Here is a 23,373-nt window from a genome sequence, read left to right as displayed (position 1 = left end):
AGTCGCTTGACAATAATTTCCCCACATTTTGCTTCCGAAGGCCAATTATCTTGTTCGTAAAATACAAATCCTTCACTGTAGTTACCCTAAGCATATAAATTACCTTATATACTCGGCTTCAGAACCGAACGTGAGACTTTCACCTCATTCGGCTCCTCAATTTAGGACTGCTGCCTTTGCTTGCAGCGACTTCCGAGGGTCATGTCTTTTGTCATGACAGTGTAAATGTAATACTTCTAGATTTTTATCGGTATTGTCTCCACCTTCAGCTTTGTGCTCAATGTGGTGTTTTTCCGATATATAGCACTACGCAAATAGGTTAGGACATCTATAAATCCTCAAAGTTAGTCAGGAATTACTTCTGACTTCTAACTTATGTACGTCGCCAATCCGACGGCTCCCCTATCTGACTTGCGCGTAGCGCTATATCTCCAGTTTTGAAAGTTAGTCCGCATTCAGTACATTTTCCTGCTTGTCTTTTGATAATTCTGGCTTTTTGAGAGTCTGAGGTTTTATATTTATCCCCTAATCTCTTTGACCAATAATTATCATCTCCGTTGTAAGGGGAAGCATCTCCCTTGACTTTCACATACGTTTTACTCGCTTGTGTTTCGCGGTAATGAGGAAGCTTGATTATTCCCTCTTTTGACTTATAGGCGAAATTCCATTTGGTATTACCTATAGTCAGCCAATATCTCTGCGCTATCCATCCCGCTGTTTTCTTCATTCTGCTTCTTCTACACGCCCATCTCCATAACCTTTTATAGATTAAATAATCTAATTCATTGAAGGCTTCTTTTGAATTGTGGTATGCATAGTAGTTACACCATCCTCTGATAATTGGTGTTAATTCTTTGATTAACACTTCCTGAGAATTTGCTCGATGTTTATGAACTACAGCAGCGATTTTGTCGTAGTGATTCTTGATGCTCTCTTTAGAGGGTTTGACTATTATGGAGTATGGTTTTAGTTTTTCTCCGAACCTTGATTTAATCTTCTTGGATGTGTGTTTTCCTTCTTTATATTGTCGGATATTACACCCTAAAAAGTTAAATCCTGGTTCTTGACCCTGATGTCGTTCCAGTGTGTGAACTATCCTGGTTTTGCTGGGTTTGAGTTCTAATCCCAAATCTCCTAACCACGTTTTGATTATTTCGGTACATTCTTCGACTACGGCTAATTTCTCATTAATGACTACGAAATCATCTGCATACCTAATTAGTCTAGGTACTGATACTCTTTCTCCGTAAATTCTTTCGCAATTACGGATACTACCGTCTTTTCTCCCAGGGAAATGTTCCTCTAGTATTTTTTCCATTCCATGTAGTGCAATATTAGCCAATAGTGGTGATATTACACCCCCTTGAGGAGTTCCAGCTTCGGTGTTTTCCAGGAAGTCATCGTTAATGACCCCGGATTTTAACCAAGCTTTTATCTGTCTCCTAAAGTTGGGGAATGTGTCGATTTTCTCTAATAATTTATTGTGGTCTATCTTGTCAAAACATTGAGATATATCAGCGTCCAATACAAATTTTGGTTTGAACTGTATACATTTTCTGATTGCTGATATCGCATCATGTGTGCTTCTTCCTGGCCTAAATCCATAAGAGTTTGGTTCAAACTTTGCTTCCCATTCAGGTTCTAAAGCCTGTTTTAGCAAGGCTTGTTTGGCTCGTTCCTCTATGGTTGGGATTCCTAAAGGTCTTTGTTCCTTCCTTCCAGGTTTGGGTATCCAAACTCTTTTGGTTGGCGTGCTTTTATGACTTAACTTTAGCTTTTGGGCTAACTTTAGTCTTTCTGAGGGATGAAGGGATTTCTTCCCATCTACCCCTGTCGTGTTTTTCCCTTTATTATCCTGTGTGACTCTTCTTACTGCGATGAGTCTTGCTGACCAGGATTTGACAAGCAACTTTTGTAGTTTGCGGGCTAACCTCACATTTCCACTTTTAGAAGCATTATAGATTCGTTTTTGGAGCTTGAAGACGTTTTTTTCGGCTGTTTTCCAGTCAATGTCTTTCCATTCCAACATTGATTTTATCTCTGTTCTGGACATATTTTACTCCTACTTAAGAACGTATAATTCCTAAATTGTGAATCTGTAGGCATATCCAATTCATTACAAATTGGCATTAGCTTCGGATTCAATCCCATCTAAGGTGGCTTACGCTAGCTACTACTCAAAGATTCGACCACTTTAAGAGCCATCCTTAGATTTAATTCGTTCCCATTTCCCGTTGGTATCAGTTTTAGGGTCTTCCTTTTTGCCGAGGTTATTTTGGAGTACCGATAAATACCAAGACTCGTATTTATCCCTTAACCTTTGGTCATTTTGACCGCTGCGTGTCAACCTAATTTCGTAACTTTGCTGCTCACGACAAATATAGAAGTTCACTTTCGTTACCCATGACTGAGTGCTTGCGAAAAATTTCCATTTAGGTTACGGTATTTGTTCGCTTTTATACCCGCTTCAATGTCAGTAGTCGCTACCTGCTTAACATTGGGGTATATGCTGTCATCGAGGTACTTTCGAGAAGGGACTTGTCAAATCTTTATACCTATTTAACGTAGTTATATTAACTTTTTGTTAAATCTTGCCATGACCTGATGTTTATTGACCATGTGACTCTGGTCGTGATTTGACTCACCCTTACGGGAAATGAGTTGTCTCGGTATCGGGTTTTATCCCTTCCCTATTGACCCGCCTTTCTGTTGAAAAGAAGGTGCTGAGGTCATTACACCTCAAACGAACCGCACATCTTGATGCAGAGCTGCATAAATTACCTGCTGAGGATTTAAAGTTTTAGCAATCACTTCTACTCGAAATTTATCCATGACATTTTTCTATATTCAATCAATCTTATAGTCTTATAGTTGATTGATATCCAAGAACAATTATTTATTAAAGCATCCTAAGATTGACTATCTAAAAAGTGATAGATTTTTCTTATTTTTGACTTTTAACTTAAACAAATAATACTTTCCCACCGTTTTACAGAAGCTTTAGTCTACGCCACTGAGTTACACGCTACCCAAATAGGGAAACTTACCGAAAAATTGTGGGTATGCGCCTCCCCTTGGATAGGGGATAATAAGCGGTCGTTTGCGCAGCAGTCCGTTAGGATGGGATGGCGAGGTCTCGGAGCTGTCCGACCATCGACTCCTGTGAAGAAAAATTTTCATGAATTTGTCAATCCTCTTCAATTCATGGAGAGGTAATTATTCATTATTCATTATTATTCATTGTTGAAAGAACATCCAACATTAAGATAGATATTTCAATATTTGCAAGGAATTCACTTATTGACAATAAATGGCCGGAAACAAGTAATAAATCTTACATCAGAACGAAGCTTTATTTGAGAAATTTTACCAAAAAATGAGGGTATGTGCCTCCCCTTTTAAGGGGATGAAAAAAATATTTAGTTCAGTATTTCAAGCCTCCGACTTCAGTCGGAGGTTCACTGATAACTGATAACTGATAACTGAAATGACCCTCTACTTGTCAAAAATATTATGACTGATTTGAGTGGTGTGTGATCGCACTACCTAATACTCAAAATTGATTGACGCGATCTACGGGAGTATTATTGCTCCTCTGTTTTCTGGTGATTATAGCAACTTATTCTTCAGGAACAATACTTTAATCCTCGCTTTTTTATCTATACAAGATTGACATCCTCCCGACGCTGCTCTCACGAGACAGCGCGGGATTCCTTAACATCACTGTTAGGGACTTTCTGTTTCTGCCGCACCCGCATAAACGAGATTTACTCTCAGATGGTCTAAAGGCGCGCTCCACAGACAAGTCAGCGCCGCAAAAGGGGGTCTCCCCCATGAGCGACTGGCGCTGACACTGCTCCTCCCGCAGCCTTCGAGGGTGGGCGTTCCCTCTCTTGGTCAGCGTTCCCTCTCTTGGTCGGCGTTCCGCAAGCGAGCTGGCGTCGTCGCGGGTTCCGACCGCTTGCGCCTGTCGGCGGCGCGGGGTCTGACCGCTTGCGTCTTACGCACCCCGCGGGTTCCCATCCGCAAAATATTTATACTTGCATTTATGTCTCGATCATGGTGAGTTGCACATTCAGGACAATTCCACTCTCTCACGCTTAGAGGTAATTTTCCTACTACATGACCACAATTAGAACAACGCTTAGAACTGGGAAAATACCTGTCAATCTTGACTAATTCCCGTCCATACCATTGAGCCTTGTATTCTAACTGTCTGACTAACTCTGCCCAGTTGGCATCACTTATTGCTTTGGCTAACTTATGGTCTGTTGGTGCGCGTTCCGCAAGCGAGCTGGCGTCGTCGCGGGGTCGCACCGCTTTTTGACCATATTCTTTACGGCTATTTCCTCAACCACAACAGTTTGATTTTCGGGCGATTAATTGAGTAGGCGCGCTTATGGGTGTAATCAAGCCTTGAATCTTTAATTTTTGCGTGTATCCTGGCTACTTTTAGTCTAGCCTTTTGGTAGTTATTAGATCCTTTAGTTTTTCTAGATAAAGACTTCCCTGCTAACCTAAGTTTCTTGTGTAATTTATTTAGATTCTTAGGGTAGGCGAATTTTTCTCCATCACTGGTAGTCACTAAACTGGTAATTCCGCGCGTCAATACCTACTTGTTTGGTTACTGGTTTAAGCTTCAAGTTTCTAGGGTCATTGACTCTAAGGGACACTGACCATCTTTTACTGGGGTCGAGTTTAACTGTAATTGTAGTTGGGACACAAGGTAGTCCTGTATAGTAATGGTGAATAGTGGCTGAAATGCTTGCTATACCGTTACCGAAAAAATTACAATGCACCACTACCAAAAATTATAGCGTTAGCGGAGCTTTGCGTCAGCAATCGCTATATTTACTATGCACTATATATGGTGTATTTGCGTAAGTCCTGAAAATAATATGGGTCGCGCAACCCCGCCGGGAAATGGCGAAATATTTTTGGAGCGAAGCTCAAATCCCCTCCCAGGAGGGGTGGGTTAACTTCTGACTTCTGACTTCGTTAAGTGCCACCGCCCCACCTACCACCTAACAAATAATTCTATGCAGCCTCACATAAAATTGGTATAAGAGTTTCAGCTCAGTTAATAAATCAGCTCTTAGGGGTAGTTATTATTGCCCTTGAATATGGAATGAGGATGAGGCCATAGTAGCACTACTTCACGATGTAATAGAAGATCGAGGCGGGCCACCTATTAGGACAGAAATTAGACTACGGTTTGGAGAAAGTAACAGAAATAGTAGATGGTTGTACCAATACGGATAGAACTCCGAAACCTCCTAGAGAGGAACGTAATGTTCTGTATCAATAAGTTTTCAATATCAATATTTGATATAAGTAGTGAATTTAATTATGTAACCTTGAGTTTACAAGAGAATTATGAAGTTCCGATGAAGATAATCTGGCTTTTAGGCAAAAATTTTTAAAGTTTTGGTAAAGTTTCTCGAAATTACTTGAAATTGCTGATGCAGATTGTTACTATGCCAAGTAAGAAAAAAAACGTTGAAATTCACATTTACTACAAGCAATTAACTGTTGGATTCACAGTCTATACTTTTGTGAATTACAAGTATAATTCGCTGTTTCATTTGTCTGCAAATAAAATTGCTTAATCAAATGTAATTGCCAAAATTAATGAGATTTGAAAGAGGTTTTAGTTATGGTTGAATCATTTACTTTAATTCAAGGTTACGAAAGAAAATTACTTGGCATAAAAAGTAATGAGAAACAGGAAATAATCAATTATGGAGCCAAAAACGCTAATTATCCTTTAAATATTTTATTTTTAATTCCTCATCCTTTTTATCAAGACAGAGGTTCACCTATTGCTGATAATTTGGTTTTAAAATTTTTATCACAACAAAACGATAAGATTGATGTGGTAACCTATCCAGAAGGGAAAGATGTTGATTATCAAAATACTAATATATACCGTACAATCAACATCCCATTTGTCAAAAATGTACGTCCTGGATTTTCTTGGAAGAAAATTATTTTTGACCTATTAATGTTCCTAGAAGTAGCTAGACTACTTTCCCAGAAACGTTATAGTTTAATTCATGCTGTAGAAGAATCAGTATTTATTGCACTACTACTAAAATTTTTGTTTAAGATTCCCTACATCTATGATATGGATTCTTCTTTATCTCAGCAAATGATCGAAAAATATCCGTTTCTTTCACCCCTCATTTCTGTTTTAAAGTGGTTTGAGAAACACGCAGTAAAAAATGCAGAAGTTGTAGTTCCAGTATGTCAAGCTTTGGCTAATAGTATCGATCAATATCAACCAAAAAAGGTTGTGCTATTACCAGATATTTCTTTGTTAAATGAAAAACAAGTTGCAACTAAGCATAATCTCAAAAAAGAGCTAAAAATTAGCAATACAATGCTAATGTATGTGGGGAATTTGGAACAATACCAAGGTATGGACTTACTGCTAGATAGTTTTGCTTTAGCACTAAAACAAACAAAAAAAGTTGATTTAGTGATAGTAGGAGGAGAGCAAGAAGATATTAAAAAATATCAAAATAAAGCCAAAAAGTTAGGAATTCAAGAAAAAGTGCATTTTTTAGGACAAAAACCTGCTAGCGAACTAGGAAATTATCTCGCTCAAGCTGACGTTTTAGTATCTCCTAGAATAAAAGGTAAGAATACACCAATGAAAATATATTCTTATCTTGATAGTGGCAAAGCTGTATTAGCAACTAATTTACCAACTCATACTCAGGTATTAGATATCAAAACAGCAATGTTATCTCACCCTAATCCTCAAGCTTTTTCCAAAGGAATAATTTCTCTAATTAAAAACCCTGAATTAAGATTGAAATTAGGGGAAGCAGGTAAAATCATGGTTCAGAAAAAACATAGTTATGCTGCTTTTTGTGAAAAGTTAGGTAGTCTCTACAATCAAGTGAAAGAAACAATTAACTCTGACAAAAATCAGAATGGAGATTCTGAAACAATGCTTGTGCAATCAGGAGATTATAAAGTATCTTAAAGTTAGTAAAGTTATCTTCATCTACATCCTTAGATTTCAGATGTTATGGAAAGAAATTTAACGGAACTAACTAATCAAGTTTACGATGTACTGGTAATAGGTGGAGGAATATACGGAGCTACTCTGGCCAGGGAAGCAAGTCTGTGTGGCCTCTCTGTAGCCCTTGTAGAAAAAAATGATTTTGGTGCGGCGACTTCTGCTAATAGCTTAAAAACTATTCACGGAGGACTGCGATATCTACAAAATGCCGATTTTAAGCGGATGCGGGAGTCAATTCACGAACGCACCACTTTAATGAGAATCGCACCCCATCTGATTCATCCACTGCCAGTTTTGATCCCTACTTATGGACATGGGTTGAAGGGAAAAGAAGCTTTGTCTGTAGCATTAGCAGTCAATGACTTGGTAAGTTGCGATCGCAATAGACTCCTAGACCAACAAAAACATATTCCTAACGGTCGTGTCATTTCTCAAAAGAAATGTTTGGAGTTACTTCCTGGTATTTCAACTCAAGGTTTAACTGGTGGGGCAATATTCCACGATGCTCAAGTCTACAACTCAGAAAGATTAACTATTTCATTTCTACATTCTGCTCATCAAGCAGGGGCAAGTTTAGCAAATTATGTCGAAGTCACTGGGTTAGTCCAAAATGATAATCGTATCAATGGAGTAACAGTAACAGACAAACTCACTGAAAATCAGTTTGACATTCGTGCCAAAACAGTTATCAATACCTGTGGAGCATGGGGAAATAAAATTCTAGGTATGGTCAACCAACAAAAGCGATGGCCTTTTGGTGTGGCGAAAGCAATGAATTTAGTTACCACTCGCCCTCTATTTGAAAAATATGCAGTAGGTATTACCAGTAAAAATAGTTCTGCTGACTCAGATGCAATAGTTAACAAAGGTAGTCGCTTTCTATTTATTTCTCCTTGGCGTGGGCGGTCTATGATTGGTACAGAATATGCAGTTTATAGTCAAGACCCAGATGATTTCCAAATAACAGAAGCAGATATCAGTCAATTTATGGCTGCCATCAACCAAGCATACCCACCAGCAAAATTAAAGCGGGAAGAGATTTCATTTGTACATGGGGGAATGTTACCAACAACTAATATTAACTCCAAAACAGGCGAACCCATCTTAGCAAAACATTATCAAATTTTTGACCATTCCCAAACTGGATTATTAGGTTTAATTTCAGTAGTTGGAGTGAAATATACCACTGCCAGAGATGTAGCTGAAAAAGTAGTTAATTATTTGTTCAAATTATTAGGAAAAAAATCTCCCAAGTCAGTTTCATCAGTTAAATCTATATATGGTGGAGAAATAGAAAATTTTACTGATTTTTTACAGAATGCCATTGTTGAAAAGCGGTCGAAAGGTTTAACAGAATTAAGCATTCGTCGCCTAGTTTATAACTACGGCTCTGCTTATCCAAAAGTGCTTAATTATTTAGAAAATCCTGAGAGCGAATGGGCAATTGTTAAAGCCGAAATTCTCCACGCTATTCATCAAGAAATGGCTTATAAATTAAGTGATGTAATATTTCGACGTACAGAATTAGGTAGTGCTGGATATCCAGGGGATGAAACTATTAAATTCTGTGCTGAAGTAATGAGTAAAGAATTAAGCTGGAGTTCGACTAAATTAGAGGAAGAAGTACAGCAAATTAGGAATAAGTTTGGAATTACTTCGGCTATAGTAGCATCAAATATTCCATCAAATTTTCAAGACTAAAATGCAATTTAATTTGAATTATGCCATCTCCTATTGCTCACTCAGTTTCTGGATATGTAGTAGCTAAGTTTCTACCCAAACAACTATCAAAAGATTATGAATATAATTGGTGGAGCTTGGGTAATTTTTATCCTGTTTTTGTTGCCATTTTTGCTGACTTTGATTTTCTTCCCCAATTAATTACAGGAGAAAGATTTCATCGAGGTATTACCCATACTTTAATTTTTGCCATTTGTTTTAGTTTGATAGTTGGTTGGCTAATTAGTTATTTCCGCAAATCTTCATTTAAAAAAATATTCTTATTTACTTTTATTCTCTATAGTTCTCATTTACTATTAGATTTATTGACGGCTGGTGGTTCAGGTTTACAATTGTTGTGGCCTTTAACAGATACATTTTTTAAATCAACAATATCTGTGTTTCCACAAGTTCATCATTCCAGAGGAGTATTTGATCTTAGTCATTTTATATTTATTGCTTGGGAATTATCTTACTCAGTATTAATTGTCAGTATATTATGGCTATGGAAGAATTGTCGTTCTAGCAAATTTTCTGAATAAATCAATGAATAGTCCAGTAAAAATAAGTCAAAAAATTATTGCAGATGCTCATGTGCATATTCATAGATGTTTTGAAATTGACCAACTCTTGAACGCCTCCCTAGCAAACTTTCAGAAAGTATCTCAAACACAAACCGATATTGATAATTCAATTTTTTTGATATTTTTGACAGAAATGCCTGGTGATTTTGAATTTAGCAAATTATTAGAGTATGCAAAAAAATCTCAACAAATTAATAACTGGAAATTTGCTATTACTCAAGAATCACTATCAATTTATGCCGTTAATAACAATAATCAAAAAATATTTATAATTGCTGGTCGCCAAATTGTAACAGCAGAAAAATTAGAAGTTTTAGCCTTAATTTCAGATAGTGAATTTGCAGATGGTTTAACTATAGAAACTACTATCGAAAATATAGTATCAAAAGGAGGCATACCCGTATTGCCTTGGGGAGTAGGAAAATGGTTAGGGAAAAGAGGCAAAATTTTACAAAAATTATTAAATTCAGACAGCATTCCCATGGTATATTTTGGTGATAATAGCGGTCGTCCTAATTTTTGGTCTAGACCATCTTATTTTCAACTAGCTGAACAGAAGGGATGGAAAGTGTTGCCAGGAACAGACCCTCTACCTCTAAAATCTGAATATTCACGACCAGGAAGTTTTGGGTTTATGGTTGAGAGTGAATTAAATTTGGCAGAACCAGGAAAAAGTATGAAACAAATTTTATTAAACCCTACTACTTTAGTTCAACCTTACGGTGTCCTAGAAACACCATTTAGGTTTATTCGTAACCAGTTAGCGATTAGAGATGGCAACAAAAATTAGCAGAATAAAAAGTTGTTAATTAGGGATAAAAATGGAACGATGAACAATGTTATGGAGAATTTTGATAACAGAAAAGAATTTGGCAATCTTGAAGCAAATATTCGCTTCTTAAATGAAACAGGTTTGATAGAAAAAAAGACAAAAATTCTAGAAATAGGTAGTGGTAATGGCAGCTTGCTGAACTATTTTTATAAAAGAGATTATGATATAAGAGGTTTGGAAGTAAATAATTCTAGAATAGAAGAGAGCAAAAAACAATATGGAAAATTACCCTTAGAGAAAGTTGATAATGAAGTTTTACCATTTGCTGATAATTTATTTGATGTAGTAATAAGCTTTGATGTCTTTGAGCATATTCCAGATTCTGACAAACACTTGCAAGAAGTAAGTAGAGTTTTGAAAAATCAAGGTTTTTATTTAATACAGACACCAAATAAATTGACAAATGTTATTTTTGAAACAATTAGACGGAGAAGCTTTACAAAGTGGCAATCCGATCATTGTTCATTACATAGCTATTGGTCAATCATCAGAAGATTTAACAATAACAATTTTGAGGAAATAAAATTTTACGACATTCCAGTTGTTACGGATTTTTTTAAAATGAAAGTAAAAAGGTATATGGGAGACTTAGGAGTTTTAATGTTAGGATTAGTAAACCCAGATAAGTTACCTCAATTCTTGAGAACAAACTTCTACCTCAAAGCTAGAAATAAAAAAAATTAGACTTATCATAGAAGTTTTTATTACTACTAAGGCAATAAATTAAAGCTGCTAAATCATAGATAGAATGAAATATAAAATATGGTTACTACTAATTTTCCAGAAACAGCAGATGTAGAAACATCTTCCGATGATTATGCTTCCCGTTTTGCAGGAGATATTGGTGCTTGGTTATTGAAAGTACAAGAGGAAGCAACCTTAACAATGTTAGCTCCCTATCCCAATGGGAAAATACTTGACGTAGATTTGTCAGGCAAGAATTAAAAAATTTGTAGATGCTAATCTTTGCTCATTTCAAGTAGGGAATGTTTTAGACTTGCCTTATCCAAATGATGCTTTTGATGTAGTAATTAGTTATAGATTTCTGGCTCATGTAACTCAATGGCATAAATTTTTAACTGAATTAGCTAGGGTGGCAAAAAAATCACTAATTATTGATTACCCGATAGTAAGAAGTGTAAATTATCTTACTCCCTAGTTGTTTAAATTGAAGAAAGGTTTGGAAGGTAATACTAGACCATTTACTTGTTATCAAGAATCGGAAATTATAGATTATTTGAAATCTAGGGATTTCAAACAAACAGAGCGCTATCCGCAATTTTTTATGCCAATGGTAGTTCATCGGACTTTAAAATTTCCCGACATTTCTTCAGGATTAGAAAAGTTAATCCTGTTAATCTGATTAACCAGTTTATTTGGTTCTCCTGTGATTGCAAAATTTACCCAGAAAAATCTCTGGATTCATAAAGATATTGAATCTACATAATAGATATATTTAGAAGAGGAGATAAATATGGAAATACTAAACAATCTCAAAATTAATTTAAGAGGTATTCAGAATTTATTATCAAAAATCAAGAGTTTACTAATTGCTAAAATAACAGGCAAGGATTCTCAAAATATCTGGGCTTATTTGTATCGAAAGGCAGCATTAGAAACTGCTGATTATGTTGAAAAAAATATGCTGACCATACCTTACTTTCAAACTCGCAATCAATTGTTAAAACTGAGTTTGTCAAAAGTAAACGTAAATGGTTTGTTTTTAGAATTTGGCTGTGGTTGGCAAGCTAAATCAATCAATTTTATTGCCAATCATATTGACGAAACTATACATGGATTTGATTCGTTTGAGGGATTGCCAGATCCTTGGTTTGGCAATTTCGGTAAGCACAGTTTTTCAGCAGGTGGTAAACTTCCTAACGTCAGGAAGAATGTTCAGCTTCATGCAGGTTGGTTTGATCAAACCTTACCAGAATTTCTGGCAACTTATACGGATGTAGTAGCATTTTTACATATAGACTGCGATATTTATTCTTCAACCAAAACTATATTCGATATTTTAGGCGATCGAATTGTTCAAGGAACAGTTATTCAGTTCGATGAATATTTTAATTATCCTGGTTGGAAAAATCACGAATATAAAGCTTTTCAGGAATTTATAGTTGATAGAGGATTGAACTATGAGTATTTAGGGTATTGTGAATATAGCTTTACTGTGGCTGTTATAATTAAATAGGATTAACCAGTTTATTTGGTTATCCTGTGATTGCCAAATTCTCTAAAAATTAAACTTTAGGTGATTATATAAATAAAAAATATGGAGAAAGACTTTAAATATAAACTCCCACCAAACTCCCGCATTTTAATAACTGGTGCAACAGGATTTACAGGTTCAGTGCTAGTAAATAAATTAGTTAAACAAGGGATAGAAGTAGTAGCGATCGCTCGTCCAACTTCAAACTTAAAACCCTTTACAGGAATGCCAATAAAATGGCTTCAAGGAGATGTTTTTGACCAAAATTTAATAGATGAAGCGGTGAAAGGAGTTAACTATATATTTCACATGGCGACTCCATTTCGGGAAGCAAAATCTGCCGATAATGTTTATCACAATGTTCATGTTTTAAGCACCCAACTATTAGCAAAAGCAGCGTTAAAACAACCAAATTTTCAACGTTTTATTCACGTTTCTACTATAGGAATTCATGGTCATATAGAAAATCCGCCTGGTGATGAAAACTCTCCCATGAAGCCAGGAGATATTTATCAAGAAACTAAATTAGAGGGAGAAATTTGGATTAAAAAATTTGGGGAAGAAGAAGGATTACCAGTTACCATAGTCAGACCAGCTATGATATACGGTCCAGGAGACAAAAGACTGTTAAAAATTTTCAAATGGGTAGCTAAAGGCAGAGTACCAGTCATTGGAAATGGTAATAATTTAGTACATTTTATTCATGTTGATGATTTAACTAACTTTTTTATATTAACTGCAACTCATCCCCAAGCAGTAGGAGATGTTTTTATCTGTGGTAGTAGTTCTGAAGCTATGACATTTAAAAATATGGTAAAAATTATCAGTGAATATTATGGAGTTTCGGCAAAATTTTTGCAGTTCCCTACAGCTCCTGTATTTGCACTTGGAGACATTTTAGAATTTATTTGTCGCCCTTTAGGAATTGAACCACCTATATACAGAAGGAGGTTAGCATTTTATACGAAAGACCGCTCATTTAATACAACAAAAATGAGCAAGTTATTAGGGTTTGTGACTGCTTATTCAAATGAAGAAGGATTAAAAGAAGAAGCTCAATCGTATTTAGATAATGGTTGGATTTTACTTTCTAAATCAGGCAAAAAGTAACAGAGGGAATAATATTTTCTAGTCTTCTATCATCTTTTTGAGCTTGGGTTTTAAATCCCCTTCTCAATATTTACTGCTGATAACTGATAACTGATTTAACTATAGGATTAACAATGACAGTTCCTCAAGAAGTGCAAAAAATTGACAAAATTCCTTTGGTAAAGGATCTATTATAGGAACGAAGGATATTCCAGAATATGCTAGTGTTGTAGGTGTGCCATCCTGCGTAATCCTCCTGAAAACTTTAGCAAGCAATCATGATTTCAAGTTGGTGTATGAAGATATAGTTAATAACTCATTATTATTATATTTAAAAATTGCATAGGATAGTTGACTTAACAACTATTTGGGAGTTACTTACAAAAACAATTCTAAGATTATGACACAAAAGACAATTTCGCAAAATCTAGAAACACCATTCTTTATTGTAGGTTCTCCACGTTCAGGTACAACTTTGCTTCAAATTCTTATAGATGCCCACCCTAATATTATTATTCCTCCAGAAAGTCATATCTTTGGACGTTTTTCGGATATATTTGATTATTATGGAGACCTGAAAAAAGACTCTAATCTTTACCTTTTTGTCAAGGATATTCTACAGGATCTATCTATTAAAGAGTGGGGTTTAGAAATATCAGTAATCGATTTTTGTAGTCAACTTAAAATCACCTCAGTGAAGGGTGTGATTTCCTTGCTTTTTGAACTTTCTGCTAAAAAAGTAGGTAAGAATCGATGGGGAGATAAGACTCCGCAGAATACATTCTATTTAAAAGAAATTCATAAATTATTTCCAGAGGCAAAATTTATCCACCTAATAAGAGATGGCAGGGACGTAACTGAATCCTTGAAAAGAGTTTTTATTGGTCCAAAGAGTATTTATGGAATAGCACATAGATGGAGAAAATACATTCTTACTTTTGACGAATTCAAGAAAACTATAAATTCCGATCAATTCCTAGAAATTCATTACGAAGATTTAGTTCTAGATTTAGAAAATCAGGTAAAGAAAATATTTGATTTTCTTGAAGAGGACGCTGAAACTGTAAACTCCTCGAATATACCAGAAACAGAAAGGAGAATGTTCTATTATAAATCAGATCCTCTTTTTGATTCCCTTAATAAACCTATCTCCAACCAAAAAATAGGTATTTTTAGAAAAAAACTTACAAAGCGAGAAATTGAAATTTTTGAGTCTATTGCAGGGGATGGTTTAAAGATTTATGGGTATCAATTAGAAACATCTGGAAAAACTGAAATTGGAATACATGAAAAAATTATTTTCTTCTATGAAGACAATATTTTTCGCTATTTGCGTAAGCTTTTTGTACCGCTTTTAAGGAAACAGATTAACTATGAAGTTCAGTTAAAAATCAGAAAAATCTCTATGCTGATAAGGAATAAAATTAGGACTTAGGCAGAGACCATATATAGATCGGGAATATATAGCCCGTATGAAAAAAGGCTATTAAAAATTTTCAGAATTAGGTTAAATATTCAGTATTTTATTTAGAGATATAAGAAACATGGATAAAAATCTTAAGCAACTTTTGAAACAAGCAAATTCTCTTGAGGAATTAGTCGATCTAATTAAGCAAGTAGATTTTTCAGACATTAAAAGTACAGAAATTAGCTTAATTGATAAAAGTATCAAAAAACTATCTGAGAAACCAGAATTTAAAATTGCCTATCTAGGAAACTACACAATTGAACCTTTGCCTTCTTATGTTAATGTTTTCTCTGCTTATGAAGGAATAATTGCTGGAGAATATATTGGTAGCTATCAGCAATATTTTCAGGAATTACTCAATCCTAATTCTCCCCTAATTAACTATAATCCTGATTTAATTTATTTAGATATATCTCTCAGAGAGTTACAGCCAAAAATATATTATGAGTATTCAAGCTTATCTGTAGATGAAAGAAAAAATAGTTTAAATTTTATTATTTCACATATATCAGATTGGCTAAAAGTGGCACTTAATCAAACCAGTGCAAATATTCTGATCAGTAACTTTCTACAACCAAGTTTTTATAAAACTGGTATTGCTGACCTGAATCAGGAATATGGAGAATCAGAATTTTATTTGGAATTAAATCTGGCACTCCTGCGTTTACTAAAAAAAGAGTCAAGGGTACATCTTTTTGATCTTGAACGATTAGCTTCAAGGTTTGGTAAAGAGCAAGTCCAGAATGCAAAAATGTATTATATCGCCAAAATGGAATGGCGAGAAAATTTTCTCCCAACTATTGCCAGGGAATTAATTAGATATATAAAAGCAATTAAAGGTTATACCAAAAAATGTCTTGTACTCGACTTAGATAATACTCTGTGGGGAGGAGTCGTTGGAGAAGAAGGAGTAATGGGTATTAAAATCGGTCAAGGCGACCCAGTTTCAGAAGCATTTTTAGAATTTCAACGCAAAATTAAAACAATTAAAGACCGAGGAATATTACTGGCAATTTGTAGCAAGAATAATCTCAATGATGCTTTAGAAGCTTTTGAAAAAAGACCAGAAATGCCACTGAAAAAATCTGACTTTTCAGCAATGGAAATTAACTGGGAACGTAAGCATGAAAATTTGCAAAAGATTGCCTCTACCTTAAATATTGGCACAGATAGTCTAGTTTTTATAGACGATAATCCCGCAGAGTGCAGTTTAGTCACTCAAATGATGCCAGAAGTTAAAACTATATTATTGCCATCCGATCCTGCTACTTATTCAGAATTGCTAGACCAACTAAATGAGTTTGAAAAAGTCCAAATTTTGCAAGATGATTTAGGCAAAGCTACTCAGTATATCCAAAATAAACAACGGGAAGAGCATAAGCAGCAAATTGGAGATCTGGCAAGCTATTTGGAAAGTTTAGGAACAGAAATTAAGATTTGGGAAGCAACTGAAGAAGATTTACCTCGCGTGCATCAGTTATTTAGCAAAACCAATCAATTTAATCTGACAACCATTCGTTATTCAATGGCAGAAGTAGAGCAGTTTTTTCAAGATAGTAATTATGACTTGACTGTAATATCCGCCCATGATAACTTTGGAGAAATTGGTATAATCGCTCTATATCTGGTTGACCTCCGAGAAAAACCTGATTTGCTCATTGATAGTTTGATAATGAGTTGTAGAGCAATGGGTAGAGGAATAGAAACGGCGATCGTTAACCATCTGAAAACTAAATATCTCAGCAACCATCCTGAAATGCAACTTAGCGCCACCTACATTCCCACCAAAAAAAATAAACCAGTTGTAGATTTTTTTGAACAACAGGGATTTGAGGTAGTAGAAAAACAGCAAACAGGTACAAACAAATATATTCTCAAGTCAGAATCTGCTAAATTGATTGATAGTTCGTGGATTAAAATTATTATTTAATTTAAACCCCGTCCTTAAGTTCCATATATTAATAAAAAAAAGGAGAAATTAATGGAAAGTCTAGAAGATAAAATCAAAGAAATTATGACAGATATTTTGGAAATTGATGATGAAGAAATTACCGATGAATTTGGACCAGAAAATGCTGAGACTTGGGATTCCTTAAATAATCTCAAAATGATCACTGCTTTAGAAGAAGAATTTAAGATTACCCTAACGATGGATCAAATTGAATCTATGGTGAATTTCTCCGAAATTAAAAAAGTTATTAGTAACCATACTACCTAATTAATTAGAAATATTTTTGATCGGGAAAGAAAAACCTATGGAAAAGGTATTCAAAATCTCTGAAAAAATGGTTGCAAATTTCGCCTCCATTAGTGGCGATCGTAACTCTTTGCATATGGATGAGGAGTTTGCCAGAAAAACTAAATATCGGCAACGACTTGTTCACGGAATGTTACCCTTTAGTTTTATTTCTCTAATTCAACAAAATTTTCCCGACCAACAAGTAGAATTTTTAGAATTAGATACTAGCTTTCGTAAACCAATATTAATTGGTGATGAAATTAGACTAGACTACAAATATTCAGAAACAGAAAGTGGAAAATTTTCCTATAATGCTACCTGGTATAATCATCTTACTGAAGAGATAGTAATAAAGTCTAAGGGTAATTTTACTTTATACCCTTTTAGTGAAGAAATCAGAGATATAGACCGGAATCAAACTTGTTACTTATTAGATGAAATCTCAGAAAATAACTGGAGTATTAATGAAATAGCCAATAAAAAAGGAGAGTTAAATATATCACTTAATTCTATCCTGCTTAAAAAATATTTAGATTCCATTATTAATGAAGGTTTTTTAAGTAATACTGATTCAATCAATATAGCAATTAGCCATAACTTAATTTCAACCCTATTGTTATCTACATTAGTGGGAATGAAATTGCCAGGAAAATATGCCACATTTGCTAAATTTCAATTTTCATTTCTAGACCAAGTTCCTTTATCAGAATCAATAAAACTTGTAGGAGAAGTTGGCAAAGTTTCTGTAGCAAGTGAATCTATGGAAGTAGCTACTACACTTTTAAAAGAAAATACTGTTTTAGCCACAGGTAAATTAAATGTAGTAGTAAATTCTCCACCACAAAAAATTATTAGTTGCCCAGAAATAAAATCTAATTATATAGATATGGGCTTAAAAGATAAAGTGGTAGTTATTACTGGTGCTAGTCGTGGAATAGGGGCAGCAACTGCCAAATTATTTGCAATGCAGGGTGCGAAAGTTGTTGTAAATTATTATAAAGGGAAAAAAGATGCAGAATTAATTGTTGAGGATATTGAAAAAAATGGTGGAATTGCTATCCCATTGCAATGTGATATTAGAGAAAAATTGGAAGTTGAAAAATTCATAGATCAGGTAGTAGAAAAATTTGGCACAGTTAATGTCTTAGTTAATAATGCAGTAAAAGAAGCTATTCCCAAAAATGTTGTCAAGCTGGAGTGGCAAGATTATTTAAGTGAATTAGAAGTATCCTTAAAAGGAATGCACAATTGCTGTCAAGCGGTTCTTCCGGTGTTAAAACAACAAAAGTCCGGTAAAATAATTAATCTATCAACAATATTTGTTGAAAATCCAGTCACTGGGCAAAGTCAATATATAACGGCAAAAAGTGCTGTAGTAGGTTACACAAAAAGTTTAGCAAAAGAACTAGCTAAATTAAATATACAAGTAAACTTTGTTGTACCCAACATGACAGAGACAGACCTTGTATCATGTATTCCTTCAGATTTTACAAAAAGAATAGCAGCTTCCAGAGATTTTGGCAGAAATTTAGAGCCTATTGAAGTTGCTCAAAGTATTTTGTTTTTAGCTTCTAGCTGGGCAAATTCTATAACCGGACAGAAAGTAGTTTTAAACTTAGGCGATTTACCTTTCGGGTAAGGAAGTTGCGGTTTAATAATCTACCAATAATTTTTTGAAGTTTTCTTTCTATAGATTGTTTAATTTGGATGTTATTTTTACGCACATCCCTAATGTAATTATTTTATTAATAAATGGATTAAGTTAATATGAAAATGACAATAACGAAAATAATTCGTCGCTTTTTCATTCCTGCTCCAATAGTATCTGTCTATTATTGGTTGAAATATAGAGCTATAATTAGTCCCAAAGCAGAAGTTGAATTGAATAACCTTTTGACAATTGGAAAAAATACCGAAATTGCTTCTTTCGTAAAAATAAAAGCCTCTGATGGTTTTGTAAATATTGGTGAAAATGTATTGATTGCAGTCGGGTGCTCTATTGCTTCTGGCAACATAGGAATAGAAATTGACAATTACTCAATGCTCGGTCCTAATACATCAGTTATTGGTGGTAATTATAGATATGATAAGCTTGATGTACCTATACAAAAACAGGGTTCTATTTCTAAGCAAGGGGTTAAAATTGGCGAAAATGTTTGGATTGGGGCTAACTGTTGTATATTAGATGGGGCGGATATTGGTAGTGGGACGATCATCACACCGAACTCAGTTGTGTCTTCTAAAATCCCTGAAAATAGTATTGTGATGGGAAATCCAGCAAAAGTAATTTTTAAGAGAAGATAATTAAGTTCAAGGCTAATAAGTAATAGAAACTTTTGAGAAAAAATCTATTATTTAGGAATTAAAATTTAATAAAAATGATTATAAAAAATACCAAGATGTAAAATCATGGAAAGTTGCTTGAAAAGTTATCAATCTATTTCAGCAATGCACATTTTGGATAAGTTAAGCTAATCTGGATTGGGAATTCATAGAGTAACTATAACCATGATAACTATGGATTCCTGACTTTAGCGATCGGCAATTTTAATTTTCTTTATGCAGTATTAGTTTTCCGGAAAGAGTAGCTCAAATATTTTAGTAAAAATAATACTTATCTTATTTATAGATAAGTTGATAGACAAAGGAAATTTTGTTCAACAAGTTTAATCATTTTCCTGACAATAATTAAAGAGGAAAAGCTTGATATTTGAAATGATACAAGTAATCTAAACACAATATCAAAATAAATTTATAGTAGAGTATTCAATTTATGAAATCTATAAGGTTACTAATTGTAAAAATTCTACAAGCAACAAAGCTCAACAAGTTTGCTCACAAAATATATTATAGATATATACATGGCTTTAATACAGCTAGCAGTGGTCTCGTAGCTGCCCAGGAGTTAATTTTTAATACAGCTATAGAAATGGGAATAGCGAACAAAGGAGATTACTGTGAGTTTGGCATATTTAAAGGATATGCTTTCTGGAATGCTCAAAAAATAGCCAAAAAATATGAGCTAAATAACATGAGATTCTTTGGTTTCGATTCTTTTAAAGGATTGCCTGAAATTCAGGAAGAAGACCTAACAAAAGAAGAAGTTTTTTATCAAGGTCAATATAGTTGTTCTAAAGAAAATGTAACCAATAACTTGAACTCAAAAGGAGTTGATTGGAAAAAAACATTTTTGATAGAAGGTTTTTTTGAAGAATCTCTTAATGAAGACACTAAGCAAAAATATAATCTTGATAAGATTGCAATCGCGCTGATAGATTGCGATCTTTACTCATCCACAGTCGAAGTCTTAGATTATATCCAAGATATGATTATGGATAAGACTATTCTGATTTTTGATGATTGGAACTGTTTTGATAAAGATGATAATAGAGGACAACGTAAAGCTTTTAGAGAATTTATAGAAAACAATACACACTTATCAGCAAAAGAATTTATATCCTATGGCGTGTATGGTCAAACTTTTATCATAAATCAAGAATAGGCAGAAAATTGATGAATTTATTTTCTTAACTGTTGGAATAATACCTGATTTTTCAATTAAATATTCAAATTAATTTGAGTAAATTTTTGTGATTTTTAATTGATTATTGATAGTAGGAATTATATCATTTTTCACAAAATCATCACTTTCAGCTAGCTATGGATACAAAAAATTATGAACGGCCAATATTTATTTTTGGTTGTCCGCGATCAGGAACATCCTTGCTGAGTAAACTACTCAATAGTCATCCAAGAATTGCTGTACCCTTTGAGTCTCATGTATATAAGACATTTTATCACTGGTTAAAGTATTACGGAGATTTAAACCTTCCTAAAAATCGAGAACGTCTATTAGATGACATTTTCAGTACAGGCCCACTTGCTGATTGGTCTCCTTATCCAAATAGAGAAAATACCATCAAAGCTATTCAGAGATATGATTTTCATGGCATTTTTGAGGCAATTATGTTTACTTGGGCTAAGGATCGGGGAAAACAGCGTTGGGGAGAGAAAACCCCTGCTCATCTTTTTTACTGGCGTGAAATTCTGAATGGATTTCCCAATTTACAAGTTATTCATATTGTTCGTGATGGACGTGATTGTGCATTGTCTTGGCTAAAATCCCGTATGGGGCCTAAACATATTTATCTCGCAGCTTGGGGCTGGGTAAAGCATCTGGAAGTGATTGAGGAGCTGAAAATTCTCCTAGCTCAAAATTCATTTTTTGAAGTCCGATATGAAAAACTTTTACTAAACCCTCAGCAAGTCTTAAAACAGATGTGTGCGTTTCTAGTAGAGGAATATACTCCAGAAATGCTAAATTTCTACAAAGATAATGCACCATATAGAACCGACAAGCAAAATCTCCAGAATCTTTCTCGTCCTATTATCAGCAGTAATACCGAAAAGTGGCGTACACAGATGACAGAACGCCAACTGCGTATTTTTGAAGCAGTAGCAGGCCCTACTTTAGAACGCTACAGCTACCAGAGAGAGCTGGCAAAACCACAGATTTCCAACTTAGAAAGACTACAATTTCAATATATCGAGCATCCTCTTCGGAAATTTTTGGCGATGATGAAAAACCGCAAAGGTCAAATTGAAGCATTACAAGAGTTGAAAATTTACTTGAATCTCAGATTAGGTTTAAATAGCCCTACTTCACTTTATAAAAGCTCATTGATGAGAAACCTCTAATTGAAACTTTGGCGTAAGAAAGACAAAATAGCTTAAGATTTTGAATCACTAAGCTAAAAATTTGCGAGGGCGCATCAGCATTACTAAAACTGTTATACTTCCAATCATTAAGGCAATGCCGATCTGGGGTTGTAATCCATTCATTATTAGAGAAGGGACTGTCGTTAAAAGTAAGCTCATTGTAGCAATTAACTGTAATTTATGTCCAACTTTTTTGTACCCTAGACGGCTCATAATTCCCAGACCAATTACGCATAAAACTCCAGAACTGAATAAAGTACATAAAGCAGCACCGACAGATCCTAACAATGGGATAAGTATAGCGTTAGAGACAATATTGATAATGGTGCTGAGTATCAACAAAGGTGGTAAATATTTTTCTCGTTTAGTTGCTAGAAAAAGCTGCAGCACCAACATACCGAACATATCAATACTGATATTGGGAATCAAAATACCTAGAGATTGAGCTGAATAGGAATATTCGTTACCGTAAAGAAGCTCAACTAAATAACTTTGAAAGAATCCAGCAATTACTATCGAAGGCAAAACCAATAGCAGAAGTACGCGAGTTGCTTTATAGATTTGCTCTGGAATTTTCTCAGGTTCGTTAGCGTGGTAGCGAGCTAATCTACTAAAAATTACATAGAAAACTACTCTAGGCAGAGCAGAAAAAATCTCCATAATTTGGTAAGATGCACTATAGAATGCAGTCTCTCCAGTCTCAGCCATCCCTTTGAGCATGACCAAATCAATTTTGTAGTAAAGCATCCAGAATACCCCAGACAAAGCAAAAGGGAAGGCCATTTGATAAATTCCCATTAAACTATTGACATTGAAAGCACGCCATACTGTGAGTTTTCGGCTCAAATAGTAAATAAAACCCAAGTTTTCCAACAATCGAACTAGTACTAAACTCGCAACTACCAATACCAAATTATTCGTCCAGAACAAGACCGCACAAGCAATCAATACTACTGACAAACGCTCAATTGCCACAGAAATAGTTTCGGTTCTAAACCAACCCATCCCTTTAGCAACCCCCCGCAAAGTTAATTTAATCTGACGGCACAGTTCAGCAAACACCACGAGATAACATACTATCAGTCCTTCTCCTTGGTAATTTAGCAATTGGCTAATTGGAAATAATAAGATGAGAACTGGTAAAACATTCAAAACTTCTAATAATAGAAATTGGATTGTATATTTTGACCCTTCTTCTGGATTAGCTGCCACTTCACGCTGAATCAGAATCGGTAATCCACACTGTATGAATAAGGATAAAATAGCCCCTAAAGCTGCTGCTGATGTAAATATTTCATATCGTTCTGGACCAAGTAAACGAGCAAGAATAATATAAAAGACAAATGTTAGAGCTAGAGTTCCCTCTCCCAAAAGAGAATAAAAATAAGACCAATCCAGACGACTTAGTAATTTTTTCATATTCAATAGTATTTAATTTTTCAAAATTGTAAATGATAGTTTACTTAACAACTATT

General features: G+C 34.6%; 22 protein-coding genes. 16 read left to right on the top strand and 6 right to left on the bottom strand.

What is annotated here, in order from left to right:
- Positions 1 to 156 precede the first annotated feature (156 nt).
- The 5 genes from F6K23_RS26645 to F6K23_RS42185 form a co-directional block, all read right to left on the bottom strand.
- Positions 157 to 282, bottom strand: a complete 126-nt coding sequence (locus F6K23_RS26645; protein WP_367267831.1) for an HNH endonuclease — start codon at positions 280 to 282, stop codon at positions 157 to 159.
- 91 nt (positions 283 to 373) lie between these two features.
- Complete coding sequence (gene ltrA / locus F6K23_RS26640; RefSeq protein WP_293161390.1) at positions 374 to 2,053, bottom strand: group II intron reverse transcriptase/maturase; 1,680 nt, start codon at positions 2,051 to 2,053, stop codon at positions 374 to 376.
- 141 nt (positions 2,054 to 2,194) lie between these two features.
- Positions 2,195 to 2,392, bottom strand: a complete 198-nt coding sequence (locus F6K23_RS26635; protein ID WP_293161388.1) for a hypothetical protein — start codon at positions 2,390 to 2,392, stop codon at positions 2,195 to 2,197.
- Between the two features lie 1,505 nt (positions 2,393 to 3,897).
- On the bottom strand, positions 3,898 to 4,317 hold the full coding sequence (locus F6K23_RS42190; protein WP_367267830.1) for an RNA-guided endonuclease TnpB family protein: 420 nt from the start codon (positions 4,315 to 4,317) through the stop codon (positions 3,898 to 3,900).
- A 25-nt stretch (positions 4,318 to 4,342) separates the two neighbouring features.
- The gene (locus F6K23_RS42185; RefSeq protein ID WP_367267829.1) at positions 4,343 to 4,585 is read right to left on the bottom strand and encodes a transposase; all 243 of its coding nucleotides are present in this window, start codon (positions 4,583 to 4,585) and stop codon (positions 4,343 to 4,345) included.
- Positions 4,586 to 5,656: 1,071 nt separating this feature from the next.
- Here F6K23_RS42185 and F6K23_RS26620 point away from each other — a divergent pair.
- The 16 genes from F6K23_RS26620 to F6K23_RS26545 all read left to right on the top strand — a co-directional run bounded on the left by F6K23_RS26620 (position 5,657) and on the right by F6K23_RS26545 (position 21,877).
- A complete protein-coding gene (locus tag F6K23_RS26620; protein ID WP_293161386.1) occupies positions 5,657 to 6,994 on the top strand; it encodes a glycosyltransferase in 1,338 nt (445 codons plus the stop codon).
- A gap of 45 nt (positions 6,995 to 7,039) precedes the next feature.
- Positions 7,040 to 8,734 carry a glycerol-3-phosphate dehydrogenase/oxidase gene (locus F6K23_RS26615; RefSeq protein WP_293161384.1) on the top strand — a complete coding sequence of 565 codons (1,695 nt, stop codon included), beginning with the start codon at positions 7,040 to 7,042 and terminating at the stop codon, positions 8,732 to 8,734.
- A gap of 20 nt (positions 8,735 to 8,754) precedes the next feature.
- On the top strand, positions 8,755 to 9,294 hold the full coding sequence (locus F6K23_RS26610) for a metal-dependent hydrolase (protein ID WP_293161382.1): 540 nt from the start codon (positions 8,755 to 8,757) through the stop codon (positions 9,292 to 9,294).
- A 4-nt stretch (positions 9,295 to 9,298) separates the two neighbouring features.
- A complete protein-coding gene (locus F6K23_RS26605) occupies positions 9,299 to 10,126 on the top strand; it encodes a hypothetical protein (protein ID WP_293161380.1) in 828 nt (275 codons plus the stop codon).
- A gap of 12 nt (positions 10,127 to 10,138) precedes the next feature.
- Positions 10,139 to 10,852, top strand: a complete 714-nt coding sequence (locus F6K23_RS26600) for a bifunctional 2-polyprenyl-6-hydroxyphenol methylase/3-demethylubiquinol 3-O-methyltransferase UbiG (protein WP_293161378.1) — start codon at positions 10,139 to 10,141, stop codon at positions 10,850 to 10,852.
- 78 nt (positions 10,853 to 10,930) lie between these two features.
- A complete protein-coding gene (locus tag F6K23_RS26595; protein WP_293161376.1) occupies positions 10,931 to 11,113 on the top strand; it encodes a hypothetical protein in 183 nt (60 codons plus the stop codon).
- 52 nt (positions 11,114 to 11,165) lie between these two features.
- Positions 11,166 to 11,327, top strand: a complete 162-nt coding sequence (locus F6K23_RS26590) for a methyltransferase domain-containing protein (protein ID WP_293161374.1) — start codon at positions 11,166 to 11,168, stop codon at positions 11,325 to 11,327.
- A gap of 315 nt (positions 11,328 to 11,642) precedes the next feature.
- A complete protein-coding gene (locus F6K23_RS26585) occupies positions 11,643 to 12,365 on the top strand; it encodes a class I SAM-dependent methyltransferase (protein WP_293161372.1) in 723 nt (240 codons plus the stop codon).
- Between the two features lie 81 nt (positions 12,366 to 12,446).
- Complete coding sequence (locus F6K23_RS26580; RefSeq protein WP_293161370.1) at positions 12,447 to 13,493, top strand: NAD(P)-dependent oxidoreductase; 1,047 nt, start codon at positions 12,447 to 12,449, stop codon at positions 13,491 to 13,493.
- A 379-nt stretch (positions 13,494 to 13,872) separates the two neighbouring features.
- Positions 13,873 to 14,907: a sulfotransferase gene (locus F6K23_RS26575; RefSeq protein WP_293161368.1), complete on the top strand. Its 1,035-nt coding sequence runs from the start codon at positions 13,873 to 13,875 to the stop codon at positions 14,905 to 14,907.
- Between the two features lie 109 nt (positions 14,908 to 15,016).
- On the top strand, positions 15,017 to 16,870 hold the full coding sequence (locus tag F6K23_RS26570; protein ID WP_293161366.1) for an HAD family hydrolase: 1,854 nt from the start codon (positions 15,017 to 15,019) through the stop codon (positions 16,868 to 16,870).
- A gap of 51 nt (positions 16,871 to 16,921) precedes the next feature.
- Positions 16,922 to 17,158, top strand: a complete 237-nt coding sequence (locus F6K23_RS26565; protein ID WP_293161364.1) for an acyl carrier protein — start codon at positions 16,922 to 16,924, stop codon at positions 17,156 to 17,158.
- Between the two features lie 37 nt (positions 17,159 to 17,195).
- Complete coding sequence (locus tag F6K23_RS26560; RefSeq protein WP_293161362.1) at positions 17,196 to 18,818, top strand: SDR family oxidoreductase; 1,623 nt, start codon at positions 17,196 to 17,198, stop codon at positions 18,816 to 18,818.
- A gap of 134 nt (positions 18,819 to 18,952) precedes the next feature.
- Positions 18,953 to 19,483, top strand: a complete 531-nt coding sequence (locus tag F6K23_RS26555) for an acyltransferase (RefSeq protein ID WP_293161360.1) — start codon at positions 18,953 to 18,955, stop codon at positions 19,481 to 19,483.
- A gap of 469 nt (positions 19,484 to 19,952) precedes the next feature.
- Positions 19,953 to 20,681, top strand: coding sequence for a TylF/MycF/NovP-related O-methyltransferase (locus tag F6K23_RS26550; protein WP_293161358.1), 729 nt, complete (start codon positions 19,953 to 19,955; stop codon positions 20,679 to 20,681).
- Between the two features lie 158 nt (positions 20,682 to 20,839).
- A complete protein-coding gene (locus F6K23_RS26545; protein ID WP_293161356.1) occupies positions 20,840 to 21,877 on the top strand; it encodes a sulfotransferase in 1,038 nt (345 codons plus the stop codon).
- A gap of 48 nt (positions 21,878 to 21,925) precedes the next feature.
- On the opposite strand, the gene F6K23_RS26540 is transcribed toward F6K23_RS26545, so the two are convergent.
- Entirely contained in the window at positions 21,926 to 23,317 is a 1,392-nt protein-coding gene (locus F6K23_RS26540; RefSeq protein WP_293161354.1) for a flippase, read from the bottom strand.
- Between the last annotated feature and the right edge of the window lie 56 nt (positions 23,318 to 23,373).

The sequence above is a fragment of the Okeania sp. SIO2C9 genome (assembly GCF_010672455.1).
GTDB lineage: Bacteria > Cyanobacteriota > Cyanobacteriia > Cyanobacteriales > Microcoleaceae > Okeania.
Note: the sequence above shows the minus strand (reverse complement) of the source record. Positions and strands in the feature narration are given on the sequence as shown.